Origin of the sequence: Xanthomonas sp. DAR 80977 (assembly GCF_041240605.1) — a bacterium.
GTDB lineage: Bacteria > Pseudomonadota > Gammaproteobacteria > Xanthomonadales > Xanthomonadaceae > Xanthomonas_A > Xanthomonas_A bundabergensis.
In genome coordinates, this window is the sequence record NZ_CP162487.1 from 4928156 (window position 1) to 4943574 (window position 15419).

Sequence of the window (15419 nt, forward strand, 5' to 3'; positions counted from 1 at the left end):
TTCAACCATCGTGCTGCGGCACTGCGCCGGCGCGGCAGCGCATGCCTTGCTCACGACGCCACGCCATCGGCGCCTCGCGCTCAGGCCAGCTGTTCCGAACCGACCACCTGGCGGCCGGCACGCGGCCGCAACGCGTTGTCCACCAGCGCGGCGGCGACGCGCGCGGCGGGATTGATCCGGTAGCGCCGCGGCAGCAGCGGACCCAGTCCCTGCAGCAGCGCGGCGGCGAGCCGCTCGGCGCCGCGCGGTTGCGCGCGCTCGCCGCCGATCAGGCCGGGGCGGACCAAGGCGAGCGAGGCGAAGCCCAGCGCCTGCAGGTCGCGCTCCAGTTCGCCCTTGACCCGGTTGTAGAACACGCGCGAACCCGGATCGGCGCCCAGCGCCGAGTTCAACGCGAACGCGGTGGCGCCGTGCTGACGCAGCAGCTGCGCGATCGCCAGCGGGTAGTCGTGGTCGACGCGGCGGAACGCCTCGCGCGAGCCTGCCTGCTTCATCGTGGTGCCCAGCGCGCAGATCGCCGCGTCGACCTGCCACCACGGCGCCTGCGCCGGCAGCCGGTCGAAGTCGACCAGCGGGTTGTGCAGCTTGGGATGGACCAGGTCCAGCGCGCGCCGGGTCGGCGCGACCACCGCGCCGCAGTCCGGCGCGGCGAGCAACTGGGTCAGCGCGTGGCCGCCGACCAGGCCGGTGGCGCCGGCGAGCAGGATCTTCATCGAAAGCGGCCTTGCGCAATGGGTGAATGAAGCTACGACGATCGCGGGCACATGGGCAAGGCGCCGGCGGCATGCGCGGCCGGCTCCCGGATCCACGAGACGCTTCGCGCCCGACCCTCACCCCAACCCCTCTCCCGGTGGGAGAGGGGCTAGGCTTTTCCTTCTCCCTTCGGGAGAAGGTGCCCCGAAGGGGCGGATGAGGGTACGGGCGCAGCCTCGTGCTCCCAACTCCACGAGTCGCTTCGCGCCGCACCCTCACCCCAACCCCTCTCCCGGTGGGAGAGGGGCTAGGCTTTTCCTTCTCCCTTCGGGACCACGGCCCCCTTTTTGGGGGAAGGTGCCCCGAAGGGGCGGATGAGGGTACGGGCGCAGCCTCGTGCACCCAAACTCCGCGAGACGCTTCGCGCCGCACCCTCACCCCAACCCCTCTCCCGGTGGGAGAGGGGCTAGGCCATTCCCTTCTCCCATCGGGACCATGGCCCCCTTTTTGGGGAAGGTGTCCCGAAGGGGCGGATGCGAGTACGGGGGCGCAACCTCGCGCCCGACACACACAGGCAACATGGCACGCAGCCACGCTCCCGCAGCGCCGCGCATGGTCGCCGCGCTGCGGCTTGTACGCCACAATAGCCGCCCATCGCGCCGCCCGGCGCCGCTGCAGCCAACCGAGGAGCCGTTCGATGTTCGTGGTGTGTGGAGAGGCCTTGTACGACATCTTCATCGACGGCTACGCCGGCACCTCGGTCGGCATGACCGCGCGCCAGGGCGGTTCGCCGTTCAACGTGGCGATCGGCCTGGCCCGTCTCGGCACGCCGTCGGCGCTGTTCACCGGCCTGTCCACCGACCCGCTCGGGCGCCAGCTGCGCGGCACCCTGGAGCGCGAGGGCGTGGCCCTGGACCACTGCGTCGACAAGGCCGAGGCGACCACCCTGGTGATGGTCGCGCTGGACGCGCAGGGCGTGCCCAACTATTCGTTCTACGGCACCGGCTGCGCCGACCGCGCGCTGACCACGGCCGACCTGCCGGTGCTCGGCGCCTCGGTCGGCGGCCTGCATTTCGGCTCCTACACCCTGGTCGCCGAGACCACCGCCAGCACCTTCCAGGCCCTGGCCGAGCGCGAGCGCGCGCAGCGCCTGATCTCGCTGGATCCGAACGTGCGGCCGACGGTGGAGCCGGACATGGCGGTGTGGCGCGCGCGGCTGGCGCGCTGGATCGCGCTGGCGCACGTGGTCAAGGTCAGCCAGGAAGACATCGAGCTGCTGTACCCGCAGCAGGATCCGTTCGCGATCGCGCGCGGCTGGCTGCAGCACGGCCCGTCGCTGGTGGTGATGACCCTGGGCGGCGACGGCGCGATCGCCTGGAGCGGCGACGCCGAGGCGCGCGTGGCCGGGCGCACGGTGCAGGTGGCCGACACCGTCGGCGCCGGCGACAGCTTCCAGGCCGCGCTGCTGCACCAGCTGCCCGACCTGGCCGCGCTCGCCGCGCTGGGCCGCGCGGCACCGGCGCTGCAGCAGCTGCTGGCCTTCTGCGTGGCCGCGGCGGCGATCAACTGCACCCGCGCCGGCGCCAACCCGCCCAGCCTGGACGAGGTCCGCGCGGCGCTATAGGGCGTATCGTCGATTCCCGAGCGGGTCGCGTTGGGTCTATCAGGTTGCCGGTTGGCGCAGCGCCTGACTGGCGGTCGGGTCAAGCCGCGCCGGCTGGCGGCCTGACAGGCGCAACCCGCAGGGCCGCGCTCGCGCGCCTCCCGGCGCCACCTCATTGGCAGGGCGAGGCATCCTCCACGTTCTCCCTCTTCCTTGCCTCGCGCACGCGCAAGCGCGGCGCGACCTGCTCCGGGATCGAGGGCGCGCCCTGGCTCAAGCGCGCGCCGCCGGCGCCGATATCCTGTTCCTGAGTGTCGCCATGGGCGCCGCGTTTGCGGCAGGGCGGTGCGTTTACTGGGGAGGAGGCGTCAGCATGCCGGATCAACGCGACGAGCCACCCGTCGGCGGACTGCGCAAACTGCTGTCGCCGCGCCGCCGCGAGCCGGCGGCGCCGCCGGCCTCCGCGGTGGCGCCGCGCCGGCACGGCCATGCGCACGGGCACGGTACCGCGCCTGCGGCGCCGGGCGAACACGCCGATCCGGCCGCGGTCACCGCGGCGCTGATCCGCCTGTTCAACCACGCCCACGAGCCGCTGGACCTGCTCGGCGCCTTCGCCAACGGTATGGCCAGCCTGCACGGCGAGCTGGGCGACATGGGCCGGCGCCTGCAGTCGGCGGCCGCCAGCGGCGACTGGCCCAGCTACGGCCGCGCGCTGCGCCAGCTGATCGACAAGTACATCCGCACCATCGACGTCGGCGATCCGCTGGCCGGGCCCAGCGATCCCGAGCGCCTGCGCGACCTGCTGCGCCAGGCGATCGCCGGCGCGCTGGCCTCGCTGCTGCACAACCTGCCGGAACTGGCCAACGAATCGGAGGCCACCGGCGAGGCGCTGCGCCAATGGCGCCCGGGCCTGCCGCTGGAACCGCTGGCGCAGCGCGTGCGCGAGCTGTGCCACCAGGTGTCGCTGCGCGCCAGCGACAGCCAGGAACAGCAGACCCTGCTGCTGGGCCTGTTCGACCTGCTGCTGGAGAACGTCGGCGAACTGCTCGACGACACCAGCTGGCTGCAGGGCCAGATCGCGGTGGTGCGCGACATGATCAGCGGCCCGATGGACCGCTACTCGATCGAGGAAGCGCGCGGCAGCCTGCGCGAGGTGATCTACAAGCAGGGCCTGCTCAAGCAGGGCATCGCCGAGTCCAAGGAGGCGATGAAGGACATGATGGTGTCCTTCGTCGAGAACCTGGACGGCATGGCGATCAGCACCAGCGAGTTCCACGACCGCATCGCCGACTACTCGCAGACCATCCGCGACGCGCGCAGCATCGCCGACCTCAACCGCCTGCTGCAGGAAGTGCTGCAGGACACCGGCCACGTGCAGCAGCAGGCGCTGCGCGCGCGCGACCACCTGATCGCCGCGCGCCAGGAAGTGGAAGCGGCCGAGCAGCGCATCCTGCGCCTGGAGCAGGAGCTGCAGGACGTCAGCGGGCTGGTGCGGGTCGACCAGCTCACCGGTGCCCTCAACCGGCGCGGGCTCGACGAGCTGTTCGTGCGCGAACTGGCGCGCACCGAGCGCATCGCGCAGCCGCTGTGCGTGGCGATGCTGGACCTGGACGATTTCCGCAAGCTCAACGAGACCTACGGCCATCCCGGCGGCGACGCCGCGCTGCGCCACGTGGTGGAAGTGGCGCGCACCACGCTGCGCGGCAGCGACGCGATCGCCCGCTACGGCGGCGAGGAATTCCTGCTGCTGATGCCCGACTGCACCATTTTCGAAGCGTCCGCGGCGGTGACCCGGGTGCAGCGCGCCCTGGCCCAGCGCGCGGTGGTGCACGAGGACCAGCGCGTGTTCGTCAGCTTCAGCGCCGGAGTGGCGATGCGCCGCGCCGGCGAGAGCCAGGACGTGCTGATCAAGCGCGCCGACCGCGCCCTGTACGAGGCCAAGAAGGCGGGCAAGAACCGGGTGGTGTCAGCGGACTAGTGCGCCGGCGCGGCCGGCGCGGGATTGGGGATTGGGCATTCGGGATTGGCCAAAGCGCGGGCGCGCCGCGCTTGCGAATCCCCGATCCCGAATCCCTAATCCCGGATTTTCTTGAACAGCAACACCGCCCCCAGCACCAGCGCGCCGGCGACGATGCCGACCAGCGCGTTGCCCAGATTGAGGACCACGCTGCCCCAGGCGCCCTGCGGCGCGATGCCCTCGAGGGCGTGGTGCAGCGGGCCGATGCTGTGCACCAGGATGCCGCCGCCGACCAGGAACATCGCCGCGGTGCCGGCGATCGACAGCGCGCGCATCAGCCACGGCGCCAGCCACAGGATGCCGCGGCCGATGGTCGCGGCGGCGGCGCCCTTGCGGGTCAGGTACAGGCCCAGGTCGTCGAGCTTGACGATGCCGGCGACCAGGCCGTACACGCCGACCGTCATCGCCAGCGCGATCGCCACCAGCACCGACAGCTGCTGCACGAACGGCACCCCGGCGACCACGCCCAGCGACAGCACGATGATCTCGGCGGAGAGGATGAAATCGGTGCGGATCGCGCCCTTGATCTTGTCCTTCTCCAGCGCGACCACGTCCACCTGCTGGTCGGCCAGCGCCTGCAGCTGCTGCGCGTGGCGCTGCGCGTCCTCGTCCTTGGAGTGCAGGAAGCGGTGCGCCAGCTTCTCCACGCCCTCGAAGCACAGGAACGCGCCGCCGATCATCATCAGCGGGGTGATCGCCCACGGCAGCCACACGCTGATCGCCAGCGCCGCCGGCACCAGGATCGCCTTGTTGAGCAGCGAACCCTTGGCCACCGCCCACACCACCGGCAGCTCGCGGTCGGCATTGACCCCGGTGACCTGCTGCGCGTTCAGCGCCAGGTCGTCGCCGAGCACGCCGGCGGTCTTCTTCGCCGCCACCTTGGTCAGGATCGCCACGTCGTCGAGCAGCGAGGCGATATCGTCGAGCAGGGTGAACAGGCTGGCGCCGGCCATGCGGGGATTCCATTCGGGGAGATGAGCGGGGATTCTCGCCGATTCCGCGCGCCCGGTGGGTGAGCGCGACCGTGCCCGGCCTCAGCCGCGCATAACGCCGGCTCGGCTAGCGTACGCGGCAGACACCTGCCACCGCGAAGGACACCCATGGACCAGTTCCTCACCGCCCCCCGCGCCATCGTCGACGACGTGCTCGACGCCGTCGCCGCGCTGCAACCGCTGCTGCGTTCGGATCCGGCCAGCGGCACCCGCATCGTGCTGCAGGCCGAGCGCGACCCGGCGCAGGTCGCGGTGCTGTCCGGCGGCGGCGCCGGCCACGAACCGGCGCATGCCGGTTTCGTCGGCCCGGGCATGCTCAGCGGCGCGATCGCCGGCGACCTGTTCGCCTCGCCGGGGGTGGAAGCGGTGCTGGCCGCGATCCGCGCCTGCGCCGACGCGCCTGGCGTGCTGCTGGTGATCAAGAACTACACCGGCGACCGGCTCAACTTCGGCCTGGCCGCCGAGCGCGCCCGCGCCGAAGGCATCGACGTGGCCAGTGTACTGGTCGCCGACGACATCGCCCTGCCCGACGCCACGCAGCCGCGCGGCATCGCCGGCACCGTGCTGGTGCACAAGTACGTCGGCCACCTGGCCCGCGAAGGCGTGGCGCTGGCCGAGCTGGCCCGGCGCGGCCAGGCCTTCGCCGACCGCCTGCTGTCGCTGGGCATGGCCCTGTCCAGCTGCACCGTGCCCGGCCAGCACGCCGGCCGCCGCGCGCCGGAACTGGGCCTGGGCATCCACAACGAGCCGGGCACGCGCAAGGTGCAGCCGGCCTCGGTCGAGGAGGCGCTGGCGCTGGTGCTGGACCCGCTGCTGGCGCAGGCCGACGCGCGCTACGGCGCCGACGCGCCGCTGGTGCTGCTGCTCAACGACCTGGGCGGCTGCTCCACCCAGGAACTGGGCGTGCTGACCCGGCTGGCGTTGCAGCGCATCGGCACCGAGCGGATCGCGCTGATGACGCTGCCGGCCGCGCTGATGACCTCGATGGACATGCACGGCTTCTCCATCACCCTGGCGCCGGCCGAGGCCGACGTGCTCGCCGCGCTGCGATCGCCGGTGCAGACCCTGGGCTGGCCCGGCGTGCGCGTGCCGCACGCGCCGGCCCGCTTCGCGCCGGCCTTGTCGCGCAGCGACGCGCACCGGCACGGCGCCCGCGACCCGCAACGCGGCGCGGCCCTGGCGCGGGTCGCGCAGGCGCTGATCGCCGCGCAGGCGGAACTGGACGCGCTCGACGCGCAGACCGGCGACGGCGATGCCGGCAGCACCTTCGCCGCCGGCGCCCGTGCCCTGCAGCAGGCGCTGGACGCGGACGGGTTGGCGACGGGCGAGGCCGCCGCGCTGGCGCACGGCCTGGCGGCGGCGATCGAGCGCAGCATGGGCGGCTCCAGCGGCGTGCTGCTGTCGATCCTGTTCACCACCGCGGCCACCGAACTGGAGGCCGGGCGCGGCTGGGTGCCGGCGCTGCAGGCCGGCGTGGCGCGGATGCAGCACTACGGCGGCGCGCAACTGGGCGATCGGACCATGCTCGACGCGCTGTTGCCGGCATTGGAGGCGCTGGCGCGCGGCGGCAGCGCGGACGACGCAGCGCGCGCGGCACGTGCCGGCGCCGATGCCACCGCGCAGCTGACCCAGGCCCGCGCCGGCCGCTCGGCCGCGGTCCCCGCGGACGCGCTGCGCGGCGTGGTCGACCCGGGCGCCGACGCGGTAGCGCGCGCCTTCGCGGCATGGGAACGATGAGCGCTGGCAACGCAGCCCGCCGGCTCGCCGCCGGCCCCTGTGGAAGCGACTTCAGTCGCGACGAGCGGAGTTGGAACAGCAGCGGCTCCGGCAGTCTGTCGGGGGCTGAAGCCCCTCCTACAGTGCACCCAGCAGGTCGGCCGCACGCTTCCTGTAGGAGCGGCTTCAGCCGCGACAGGCATGACCGAGAATGCCTGTCGCGGCTAAAGCCGCTGCGACAGGCAACAGCCATGCGCGGGTGCCGCAGGCGCCGGCGCTACTCCGCGGTCGCCTGCGCGGCGCTCAGCGCCTGCGCCACCGCCTGCAACGATCCATGCACCGAGCCGGGCTGCAGCGCCAGCGGCTGGGTCTTGCCACGCGCCACCACCTCCATGCGCTGCGGCACGCCCTGCGCGTTGCCGACGATGCGGTAGGTGGTATCGCCGCGGGCGAAGCTCAACACGTGCCGCGACGCATCGACATCGAACCCCTCCTGCGCGTCGTCCGGATACAGCAGCTCGACCCGCTGCTGCGCGCCGATCGCCGCGTAGTACGGCGTTCCGGCCTCGCCATCGCCCTGGTTGGCGAACACGACGATGCGCTTGCCGGACGGCGCCAGGCGGAATTCGAGCAGGATCCTGCGCTCCCCCGCCACGCTGCCGCCGTCCTCGTCCCACAGGTAGTGCTTCTCCGCCACACGCTTGCCGCCCTGGTCGCGGTAGCGCGTCTCCTGGGTCAGCCCCGAAGAAGCGCCGGTGGCGTCGTCGACCAGCTCGCGCTCCAGCAACGGCTCGCCGTCGCGCACCGTGTACACCGCGAACTGATGCCAGCAGCAGCCGTCCTTGGTCATGGTGTGCAGTTCGCGCGCCTGCGCGTCCACCTCGAACAGGCCACAGTTGCTCTGCGCCAGTTCGGTGAACGCAGGGCTGGGCGCGAAGCCATCGGCGGTGCCGACGTACACCTGATAGGAAGGGCCGTGATAGCAGCTGTTCTGCCCGTCCATCAGCGCCAGGTCCTTGATCCCGTCGAAGTTGAAATCGGCGTAGATCAGCACGCTCTGCTCGCCGTACGGCAGTTCGTGCACGTTGGCCTTGGCCTTGCCGCTCTTGCCGTCGGTGTCCAGCACCAGCTCGGGCGAGGCCACCTCGATCAGCGGCGTGGCGCTGCCGCGCGCGAACACGCGCACGATGCCGGGGCGGAACACCTCGCTGTTGTCCTCGATCTCCAGCGTCGCCCGGTAGCGCTCGGAAAAGTCCTGCACCGCATAGGTGCGGTGCTCGCTGCCGGCGAAGGCCTGCGCATCGAAGCCTTCGTCGGCATAGCGCTCCGGCGCGGCCGACGCCGTGGCCGACAGCAGCAACGCGGCCACCAGGGCCAGGCCGCGGCAGCAGCTGGCGGCGCTGGCGGCGGGAACGACACGCGAAAGGAAAGACGGCATGGCACGCCCTGCTTGGCGACAGTGGAACGCAAAGGGTAAGGGCGGGCGCGGCGCCGCGATAGGTGCCGCGTGCCGGAGCGCACCCCAGGCCTCGCCGCATGGCACGCCAGCGACGGCATGCGTGTTGCGGTGGCACCCGCATGCGCGTACGCCGCCGCCGCACAGCGCGCCGGCGGCGGGTTCACCGCGCGACGACCCGGCCCCGGCCACACTGGCCGCCGCAATCCCCGCCATTCCCGGAGCCGAACCTTGAGCGCGACGCCCGACGCTGCGGACACCCCGCACGTAGTCGGCGGCCTCAGCCGCCGTACCCAGATCCTGCGCCTGCTGCTGCGCTACCGCAGTTCGGGGGTGTTCTCCGGCATGGACATGCAGGGCGTCGACGGCGCGAACGAGCTGCCGCCCGAAGGCACGCCCGAGCAGTTCGTCACCGACCTGGAGGCGCTGGGCCCGACCTTCGTCAAGCTCGGGCAGATGCTGTCCACGCGCCCGGACGTGGTGCCGCCGGAATTCGCCACCGCACTGGAGCGCATGCAGGAAAACACCGCGCCGGTCCCGGTGGAGCGGATCCGCGAGATCGTCGAGGCCGAACTCGGCGTGGCGGTCAACAAGGCCTTCTCCGCCTTCGACGACACCCCGCTGGGCACCGCCTCGCTGGCGCAGGTGCACCGCGCCGCGTTGCGCGACGGCACGCCGGTGGCGATCAAGGTGCAGAAGCCCGAGGTGGCCGCGCAGGTGCGGTCGGACCTGGAGGTGCTGAAGAGCTTCGCCAATGCCGCCGACAAGCTGACCGGCCTGGGCCGCCGCATCCGTTTCGCCGACTGGCTGGCCGAATTCGGCAAGGCGCTGCTGGCCGAACTGAACTACGAGGCCGAGGCGGAGAACCTGGCGCGCTTCGGCGAGCACCTCAAGCCGTTCCCGCAGCTGTGGGTGCCGCAGCCGATCTGGGACCTTAGCAGCCGCAAGGTGCTGACCATGCAGTTGGCCGAAGGCGTGCGCGTGGACCGGATCTCCGGGCTGCGCCGCACCGAGCAGCCGATGGACGACCTGGCCGCGGCGCTGGTGCGCGGCTACCTGGACCAGATGTTCGTGCACGGCGAGATCCACGCCGACCCGCATCCGGGCAACCTGCGCGTGCTGAGCGACGGGCGCCTGGCGATCTTCGACCTGGGCATGGTCGCGCACGTGCCGCCGAAGCTGCGCGAGCGCCTGCTCAAGCTGCTGTTCGCCGCGGTCGACGGCCGCGGCGAGGAAGTGGCCGAGGAGACCATCGCGCTGAGCACGCGCCTGGAGGACTTCGACGAGGACCACTACCAGCGCGAGACCGGGCAGATGATCGCGCGCTATGCCGCGCACGACGCCACCTCCGAAGGCCGCGTGGTGCTGGACCTGGTGCGCATCGCCACCGCCTACGGGCTGCGCACGCCGCCGGAACTGAGCCTGCTCGGCAAGACCCTGCTGAACCTGGAAGCGGTATGCCGCGCGCTGTCGCCCAACCTGGACACGCGCAGCGTGGTCGAGGACCAACTGCAGCACGTGATGCGCGCGCGGCTGAAGAAATCGCTGTCGGCGGCGAACCTGGCCAGCGAGGCGATGGAGATGCAGGCGCTGCTGCGCGAAGGCCCGCGCAAGCTGTCGGACATACTGTCGCTGGCCGCCGACAACCGCCTGCAGGTGCGCGTGGCCGGGCTGGAGGAATCGCGGCTGATGGAGAGCCTGCAGAAGATCGCCAACCGCGTCGCCGCCGGCATCGTCACCGCCGCGCTGATCCTGGCCTCCACGCAGATGATGCGCATCGACACCGGCGCCAAGCTGTTCGGCTACCCGGCCATCGCGATGGTGCTGTTCCTGCTCGGCGTGGTGCTCGGGCTGGGCATCGTCGCCAGCGCGGTACTGTTCGACCGCCGCACGCGGGTGCGCGAGGAACGCGGGCGGCGCTAGGGCTGCCCTCGATTCCCGGGCAGGTCGGGTTGGGCCTGACAGGCCGCCATCCGGTGCGGCGCGGCGCAGCGCCTGCCGGGCGGTCGGGTCACGCCGCGCGGTGCAGGCTGGCGGCCTGACCGGCCCAACCCGCAGGACCACTCTTGCGCGTGCGCGCGGCCGTTGCCAGCGCCACATGGAGACGCACGCGCAGCAGTGGCGCATGCCGCTCGGGGATTGATGAAACGCCTAGGGTTGCCATCGATTCCCGGGCAATTCCCGGCAGGTCGCGCCGGGCCTGACAGGCCGCCGGCGGATGCAGCGTGGCGCAGCGTCCAGCGCGCGAGCGGGTCAAGCCGCGCGGCGCCGGATGACGCCCGACAGGCCCCGACCCGCAAGGCCGCCGTTGCGCATGCAACGCTGCCGCAGATGGCCAGCGCATGGGCACGCCGTTCACATCCTCCCTGTTGCCGCATGCACGGGCAGGCGTGGCGCGATCGGCACGGGCATGGCTGACACACCCCACCGAAACGATGCCGCTAGACTGACGCCCGGCTTCTTCCCGCCGGAGCGGTTTCGACCGCGACGCTCGCTGCGGCGAGCACTCGGCGTCGTGGAAGCGCAAGCAGAACCGCGATGCGCATGCATCAAGAACGGCCAGCGAATATCAAGAACTCCGGTCATGTCGCCCTATCCAAACCTCGTCGAACCCGAGCAGATCAAGATCCACCGGTTGTTCGCCACGCCCGTCGCGCAGATCACGCATCCAGCGGCCGAGCTGCTGAACGAAGTGCTGAAGGAAGAAATCCACAGCAACAGAGCCCAGAACCCGGCCGGCGTGCGCCACAGCAACTCGGGGGGATGGCAATCCAGTGCCGACTTCAATCACTGGCATGGCGAAGGCGCCATGGCGCTGACGGCGTTCGCCAAGGATCTGGCCCACGAGCTGACGGCCGTCTACCACCCGCAGCACGGCTTGGTCGTGCCCGATTTCGAGTGGAAGATCAACGCATGGGCGAACGTCAACGAAGCCGGGGATTCGAACGCGCAACACGCCCATCCGGGGGCGTTCTGGTCGGGCGTCTACTGGGTGGACGACGGCGCCGAAGATGGCCGGATTCCCGGCGGAGAACTCCAGTTTCTCGATCCGAGAGGCGTCATGCCGTCGCTTTACAATCCAGAACTCAAGATCCGCATTGCAGGCTGCCTGAGCGCGGGATTGACCACCTCCATCGCTCCCGAGAGCGGCGCGTTGGTCATGTTCCCGTCCTGGCTCCTGCACTCGGTCACGCTGTTCACGGGTTCGCGGCCGCGCATCTCGGTCGCCTTCAACTTCAGCGTATGAGCAAGCCCGAGCTTTCCCGGCCGATCGGCGCGCCGGGACCGCATGCGTCGCACATGCCGCCTGCCGCGCTCACGGCTCCTTGCGCAGCAGCCGCACCTCCTGCGGCGATTCCAGCGCGATGCCCTCTTCGGCCAGGCGCTGCAGCAGGCTGAAGAACAGGTCGCTGCGGATGCCGTAGACCAGCCGCGGATTGCCGACGTAGGCGAAGCTGTTGAGGGTGACGTGGCCGCTGGCGATGGAATCGATGAACACCGACGGCGCCGGGTCCTCCAGCACGCCCGGGTGCGCGGCGTAGAGCTCCAGCAGCAGCGCGCGCAGCTTGACCATGTCGGTCCCCAGCGATACCGCGAACTGGATCTGCAGCCGGCCCAGCGGCCCGGCCAGGGTCATGTTGCGCAGGGTCTTGGTGATCAGTTCGGAGTTGGGCACGATCAGCGTGGAGCGGTCGCCGACCTGGATCTCGGTGGAACGCACGCTGATCTTGCGCACGTCGCCCTCCTGGTCGCCGATCTTGACCCAGTCGCCGATCTTGACCGGGCGCTCGGCCAGCAGGATCAGCCCGGACACGAAGTTCTGGATGATCGACTGCAGGCCGAAGCCGATGCCCACCGACAGCGCGCTGACCACCAGCGCGATCTGCGCCACCTCGATGCCCGACGCGGCCAGCGCGCACAGCGCGGCCAGCAGGATGCCGGCATAGCGGGCCACGGTGCTGACCGAATTGCGCGAGCCGTCGTCCAGCTCGGTCTTGGGCAGGTAGGTCTGGGTCAGCCAGCCATGGATGTACTGCATCGCCAGCAGGCCCAGGCCCAGCACCAGCGCCGCGCGCAACACGGCGCCCGGATACAGGTGGCTCTTGCCGATCGGGATGCCCTGCGACAGCACCGAGAACCAGTCGGTGATGGTCGACACGTTGGTTCCGAACGGGATCAGCAACGCGCCCACGCCGATCAGCAGCAGGCACACGCGCACCACCGCCGAGGTCAGCACGCCGGCCTGCTCCAGGCGGCTGGCGCGCACGCCGAACGCGCCGCTGGCGGCGCGGCCGATGCGGCCTTCGCTGGCGAACAGCCACAGCGCGAAATCGTCGGCGAAGGTCATCAGCAGGCGGATCGCGCCGACGATCATGGTGATCCAGATGATCTGCCGGGTGATGAACAGGCCCAGGTGCAGATAGCCCAGCAGCGACGCCAGCAACGCCACCACCACCGCCACCCGCACCAGCACCCCGACCAGCGCCAGCGCGCCGCCGTGCTGTCCCGGCGGCGGCGGCTGGGCGTTTTCCAGCGCCTGCGCCGCGGCCTCGGCGTACTGGCGCCGGCGCAGCCGCGACAGGCTGGTCAGGATCGCCAGGATCAGCACCGCATAGACCAGCGCGATGACGCCGTCGGCGGCGAGCGTGGCCGACTCGCTGGTGCGGCTGGCCTGGTTGACCACCAGCAGCATGCTGCTGAGCCAGGCCAGCGTCGCGGTGGCCCAGGTGTACTTGCGCAGGCGCCGCGCGGTGGCGTCGTCGATCGGGAACAGGCGCCACGACGGCTGGTTCGGCAGCAGCACGCTGGCGCCCAGCGAGCCCATGAACGCGGCGGCGAAACTGACCACGACGAAGCCATGCAGCACGCTCTCCAGCCGCGCCGGCACCGCGCCGATGCTGCGCAGGCTCTCGGCCAGCACCAGCGCGGCCAGGCCGGGCGTCAGCGTGCCCAGCAGCAGGAACCACAGGGCCAGCCCGGAGCGGCGCAGGCGGCTGCCGGGCGCGCGCGACATCGCGTAACGCTTGCCCAGCCAGCGCAACAGGTAGCGCAGCGGGAACAGCAGCACGAAGGCGATAGTCAGGCCAATGCCGAGCGCACCGCTGCCGTTTTCGGCGATCGCGGCGTCCAGCGCCTGCGCGCCCAGCCGGTACAGGGCGAGCAGGCGATCGCGGTCGGCGGGGAAATCGCTGGCGATCTGCCGCCACAGCGACGGCGACAATGGCGAGGCCGAGCGCAGCGACAGCTCCTGGCTGAAGTGCTCGGCCTGCACGCTTTCGATCTGCTCGCCGAGCTGCTTGGCCTCCACCGCCAGCAGCTTGCCGCGCTTGATCCCCGAATCCAGCGGCGCGCGCTGCTTGGCCAGGTCCTTGCGCTGCGCGGCGATGTCCTTGGCCTCGCCGTCCGCGGCCGGGCCGAGCTGCTGCAGCCGCGCATCGACCTGGGCCAGCTGCGGGGTCAGCGCCGCGACCGCGGCCTCGGCATCGCGTTGCGCATCGGCGACCTTGCCGAGCAGGGCGCGCAAGCCGGTCTGGTCGTTGTCGCTGTCCATGCTGCGCCGCGCATCGTCCAGCGTCTGCTCGGCGCCTTCCAGCAAGGCCTGCGGGTCGGGCGGCTGCGGCTGGTCCTGCGGCTGCGCGGTCGCCGCCGCGCTCAGGCACAGGAACAACAGCAGCAGCGAACGGCGCAGCAACGGCAGCAGCACGGCGGAACGGGAAGGCAGGCGCACGCGGGGGACCGGCGGTGAAGCGCGGACCACCGCGCGTGCGGCGCAATATACGGCGTGGCGCTTGAACAGAGCCAGCGGTGCGTGGCCGGTGCGGGCCAGTGGCGGCTGAAGCCGCTCCTACAGGGAGCTTTCTTTAGGAGCGGCTTCAGCCGCGACAGAGTCTCACCGCCCCGCCTGCGTCAGCAACACGATCTTGCCGATATGCGCGCTGGACTCCATCCGCGCATGCGCCTGCGCCGCTTCGGCCAGCGCGAAGCTGCGGTCCAGCTGCGGCTTGATCCGGCCCTGTTCGAGCAGCGGCCAGACCTGCTGCTCCAGCTCGCGCGCGATCGCCGCCTTCTCCATCACCGAACGCGCGCGCAGGGTGGAGCCGGTATGGGTCAGGCGCTTGGCCAGCAGCGGCATCAGGTCCAGGTCGCGCACCTTGCCCTGCTGGATGCCGATCTGCACGATGCGCCCGTCCAGCGCCGCCGCCTGGTAGTTGCGCGGCAGGTAGTCGCCGCCGAGCAGGTCCACGATCACGTCGGCGCCGCGGCCGCCGGTCAGGCGCAGGGTCTCGGCAACGAAGTCCTCGTCGCGGTACAGGATCGCCGCCTGCGCGCCCAGCGCCAGGCTGGCGGCGCGCTTGTCGGCCGAGCCGACGGTGCTGATCACGCGCGCGCCGAAGGCCACGCCCAGCAAGGTGGCGACGCTGCCGATGCCGGAGGTGCCGCCGTGCACCAGCAGGGTCTCGCCGGCCTGCAGGCGGCCGCGCTGGAACACGTTGGCCCACACGGTGAAGAAGGTCTCCGGCAGCGCCGCGGCCTCGGCCAGGCTCAACGGTCCCGGCACCGGCAGCGCGTTGCGCTCGTGCACCACCGCGTACTCGGCGTAGCCGCCGCCGGCGACCAGCGCGCACACCGCATCGCCGCGCCGGTAGCGCTCCACGCCCTCGCCCAGCGCCACCACCTCGCCGGCGAATTCCAGCCCCGGCAACGGCGAGGCGCCGGGCGGCGGCGGATAGCTGCCGCGGCGCTGCATCACGTCGGGGCGGTTGACCCCGGCCGCGGCCACCCGCACCAGCAGTTCGCCGCGGCCCGGATGCGGCAGCGGCAGGCGCACCGGCACCAGCACCTCCGGTTCGCCGGGGTGGCGGATCTCGATCGCGGTCATCGAATCGGGGAGCGCAGCGGCGGAGGTCGGGGACATGGCGGGAACCTGGGCGAAAGCGCGGC

Annotated in this window: 10 protein-coding genes; 5 read left to right on the forward strand and 5 right to left on the reverse strand. The window is 71.7% G+C overall.

What is annotated here, in order from left to right:
• Positions 1–80: 80 nt before the first annotated feature.
• Positions 81–713 (reverse strand): NAD-dependent dehydratase, encoded by a 633-nt coding sequence (locus tag AB3X10_RS21035; protein ID WP_369977335.1) that lies wholly within the window; start codon positions 711–713, stop codon positions 81–83.
• A gap of 677 nt (positions 714–1390) precedes the next feature.
• On the opposite strand from AB3X10_RS21035, the gene AB3X10_RS21040 reads away from it, so the two are divergent.
• Positions 1391–2317 carry a carbohydrate kinase family protein gene (locus AB3X10_RS21040; RefSeq protein WP_369977336.1) on the forward strand — a complete coding sequence of 309 codons (927 nt, stop codon included), beginning with the start codon at positions 1391–1393 and terminating at the stop codon, positions 2315–2317.
• Between the two features lie 352 nt (positions 2318–2669).
• Positions 2670–4274 carry a GGDEF domain-containing protein gene (locus AB3X10_RS21045; protein ID WP_369977337.1) on the forward strand — a complete coding sequence of 535 codons (1605 nt, stop codon included), beginning with the start codon at positions 2670–2672 and terminating at the stop codon, positions 4272–4274.
• Between the two features lie 95 nt (positions 4275–4369).
• Here AB3X10_RS21045 and AB3X10_RS21050 read toward each other — a convergent pair whose 3' ends face one another.
• The gene (locus AB3X10_RS21050) at positions 4370–5266 is read right to left on the reverse strand and encodes a DUF808 domain-containing protein (RefSeq protein ID WP_369977338.1); all 897 of its coding nucleotides are present in this window, start codon (positions 5264–5266) and stop codon (positions 4370–4372) included.
• A 147-nt stretch (positions 5267–5413) separates the two neighbouring features.
• On the opposite strand from AB3X10_RS21050, the gene AB3X10_RS21055 reads away from it, so the two are divergent.
• On the forward strand, positions 5414–7042 hold the full coding sequence (locus AB3X10_RS21055; protein WP_369977339.1) for a dihydroxyacetone kinase subunit DhaK: 1629 nt from the start codon (positions 5414–5416) through the stop codon (positions 7040–7042).
• A 256-nt stretch (positions 7043–7298) separates the two neighbouring features.
• On the opposite strand, the gene AB3X10_RS21060 is transcribed toward AB3X10_RS21055, so the two are convergent.
• The gene (locus AB3X10_RS21060; RefSeq protein ID WP_369977340.1) at positions 7299–8459 is read right to left on the reverse strand and encodes an XAC2610-related protein; all 1161 of its coding nucleotides are present in this window, start codon (positions 8457–8459) and stop codon (positions 7299–7301) included.
• 249 nt (positions 8460–8708) lie between these two features.
• Here AB3X10_RS21060 and AB3X10_RS21065 point away from each other — a divergent pair, with 249 nt between their 5' ends.
• Positions 8709–10400 carry an ABC1 kinase family protein gene (locus AB3X10_RS21065; RefSeq protein WP_369977341.1) on the forward strand — a complete coding sequence of 564 codons (1692 nt, stop codon included), beginning with the start codon at positions 8709–8711 and terminating at the stop codon, positions 10398–10400.
• 661 nt (positions 10401–11061) lie between these two features.
• Positions 11062–11724 carry a TIGR02466 family protein gene (locus AB3X10_RS21070; RefSeq protein WP_369977342.1) on the forward strand — a complete coding sequence of 221 codons (663 nt, stop codon included), beginning with the start codon at positions 11062–11064 and terminating at the stop codon, positions 11722–11724.
• Positions 11725–11793: 69 nt separating this feature from the next.
• On the opposite strand, the gene AB3X10_RS21075 is transcribed toward AB3X10_RS21070, so the two are convergent.
• Both AB3X10_RS21075 and AB3X10_RS21080 read right to left on the reverse strand, forming a co-directional pair.
• Positions 11794–14181, reverse strand: coding sequence for a DUF3772 domain-containing protein (locus tag AB3X10_RS21075; protein ID WP_369981921.1), 2388 nt, complete (start codon positions 14179–14181; stop codon positions 11794–11796).
• Between the two features lie 186 nt (positions 14182–14367).
• Entirely contained in the window at positions 14368–15393 is a 1026-nt protein-coding gene (locus AB3X10_RS21080; protein ID WP_369977343.1) for an NAD(P)H-quinone oxidoreductase, read from the reverse strand.
• Between the last annotated feature and the right edge of the window lie 26 nt (positions 15394–15419).

What these genes read in the sequence shown, in the direction of transcription:
- AB3X10_RS21080 (WP_369977343.1), bottom strand. Translation starts at nt 15,393, where the DNA reads ATGTCCCCGACCTCCGCCGCTGCGCTCCCCGATTCGATGACCGCGATC.
- AB3X10_RS21045 (WP_369977337.1), top strand. Translation starts at nt 2,670, where the DNA reads ATGCCGGATCAACGCGACGAGCCACCCGTCGGCGGACTGCGCAAACTG.
- AB3X10_RS21050 (WP_369977338.1), bottom strand. Translation starts at nt 5,266, where the DNA reads ATGGCCGGCGCCAGCCTGTTCACCCTGCTCGACGATATCGCCTCGCTG.
- AB3X10_RS21070 (WP_369977342.1), top strand. Translation starts at nt 11,062, where the DNA reads ATGTCGCCCTATCCAAACCTCGTCGAACCCGAGCAGATCAAGATCCAC.
- AB3X10_RS21035 (WP_369977335.1), bottom strand. Translation starts at nt 713, where the DNA reads ATGAAGATCCTGCTCGCCGGCGCCACCGGCCTGGTCGGCGGCCACGCG.
- AB3X10_RS21040 (WP_369977336.1), top strand. Translation starts at nt 1,391, where the DNA reads ATGTTCGTGGTGTGTGGAGAGGCCTTGTACGACATCTTCATCGACGGC.
- AB3X10_RS21055 (WP_369977339.1), top strand. Translation starts at nt 5,414, where the DNA reads ATGGACCAGTTCCTCACCGCCCCCCGCGCCATCGTCGACGACGTGCTC.
- AB3X10_RS21060 (WP_369977340.1), bottom strand. Translation starts at nt 8,459, where the DNA reads ATGCCGTCTTTCCTTTCGCGTGTCGTTCCCGCCGCCAGCGCCGCCAGC.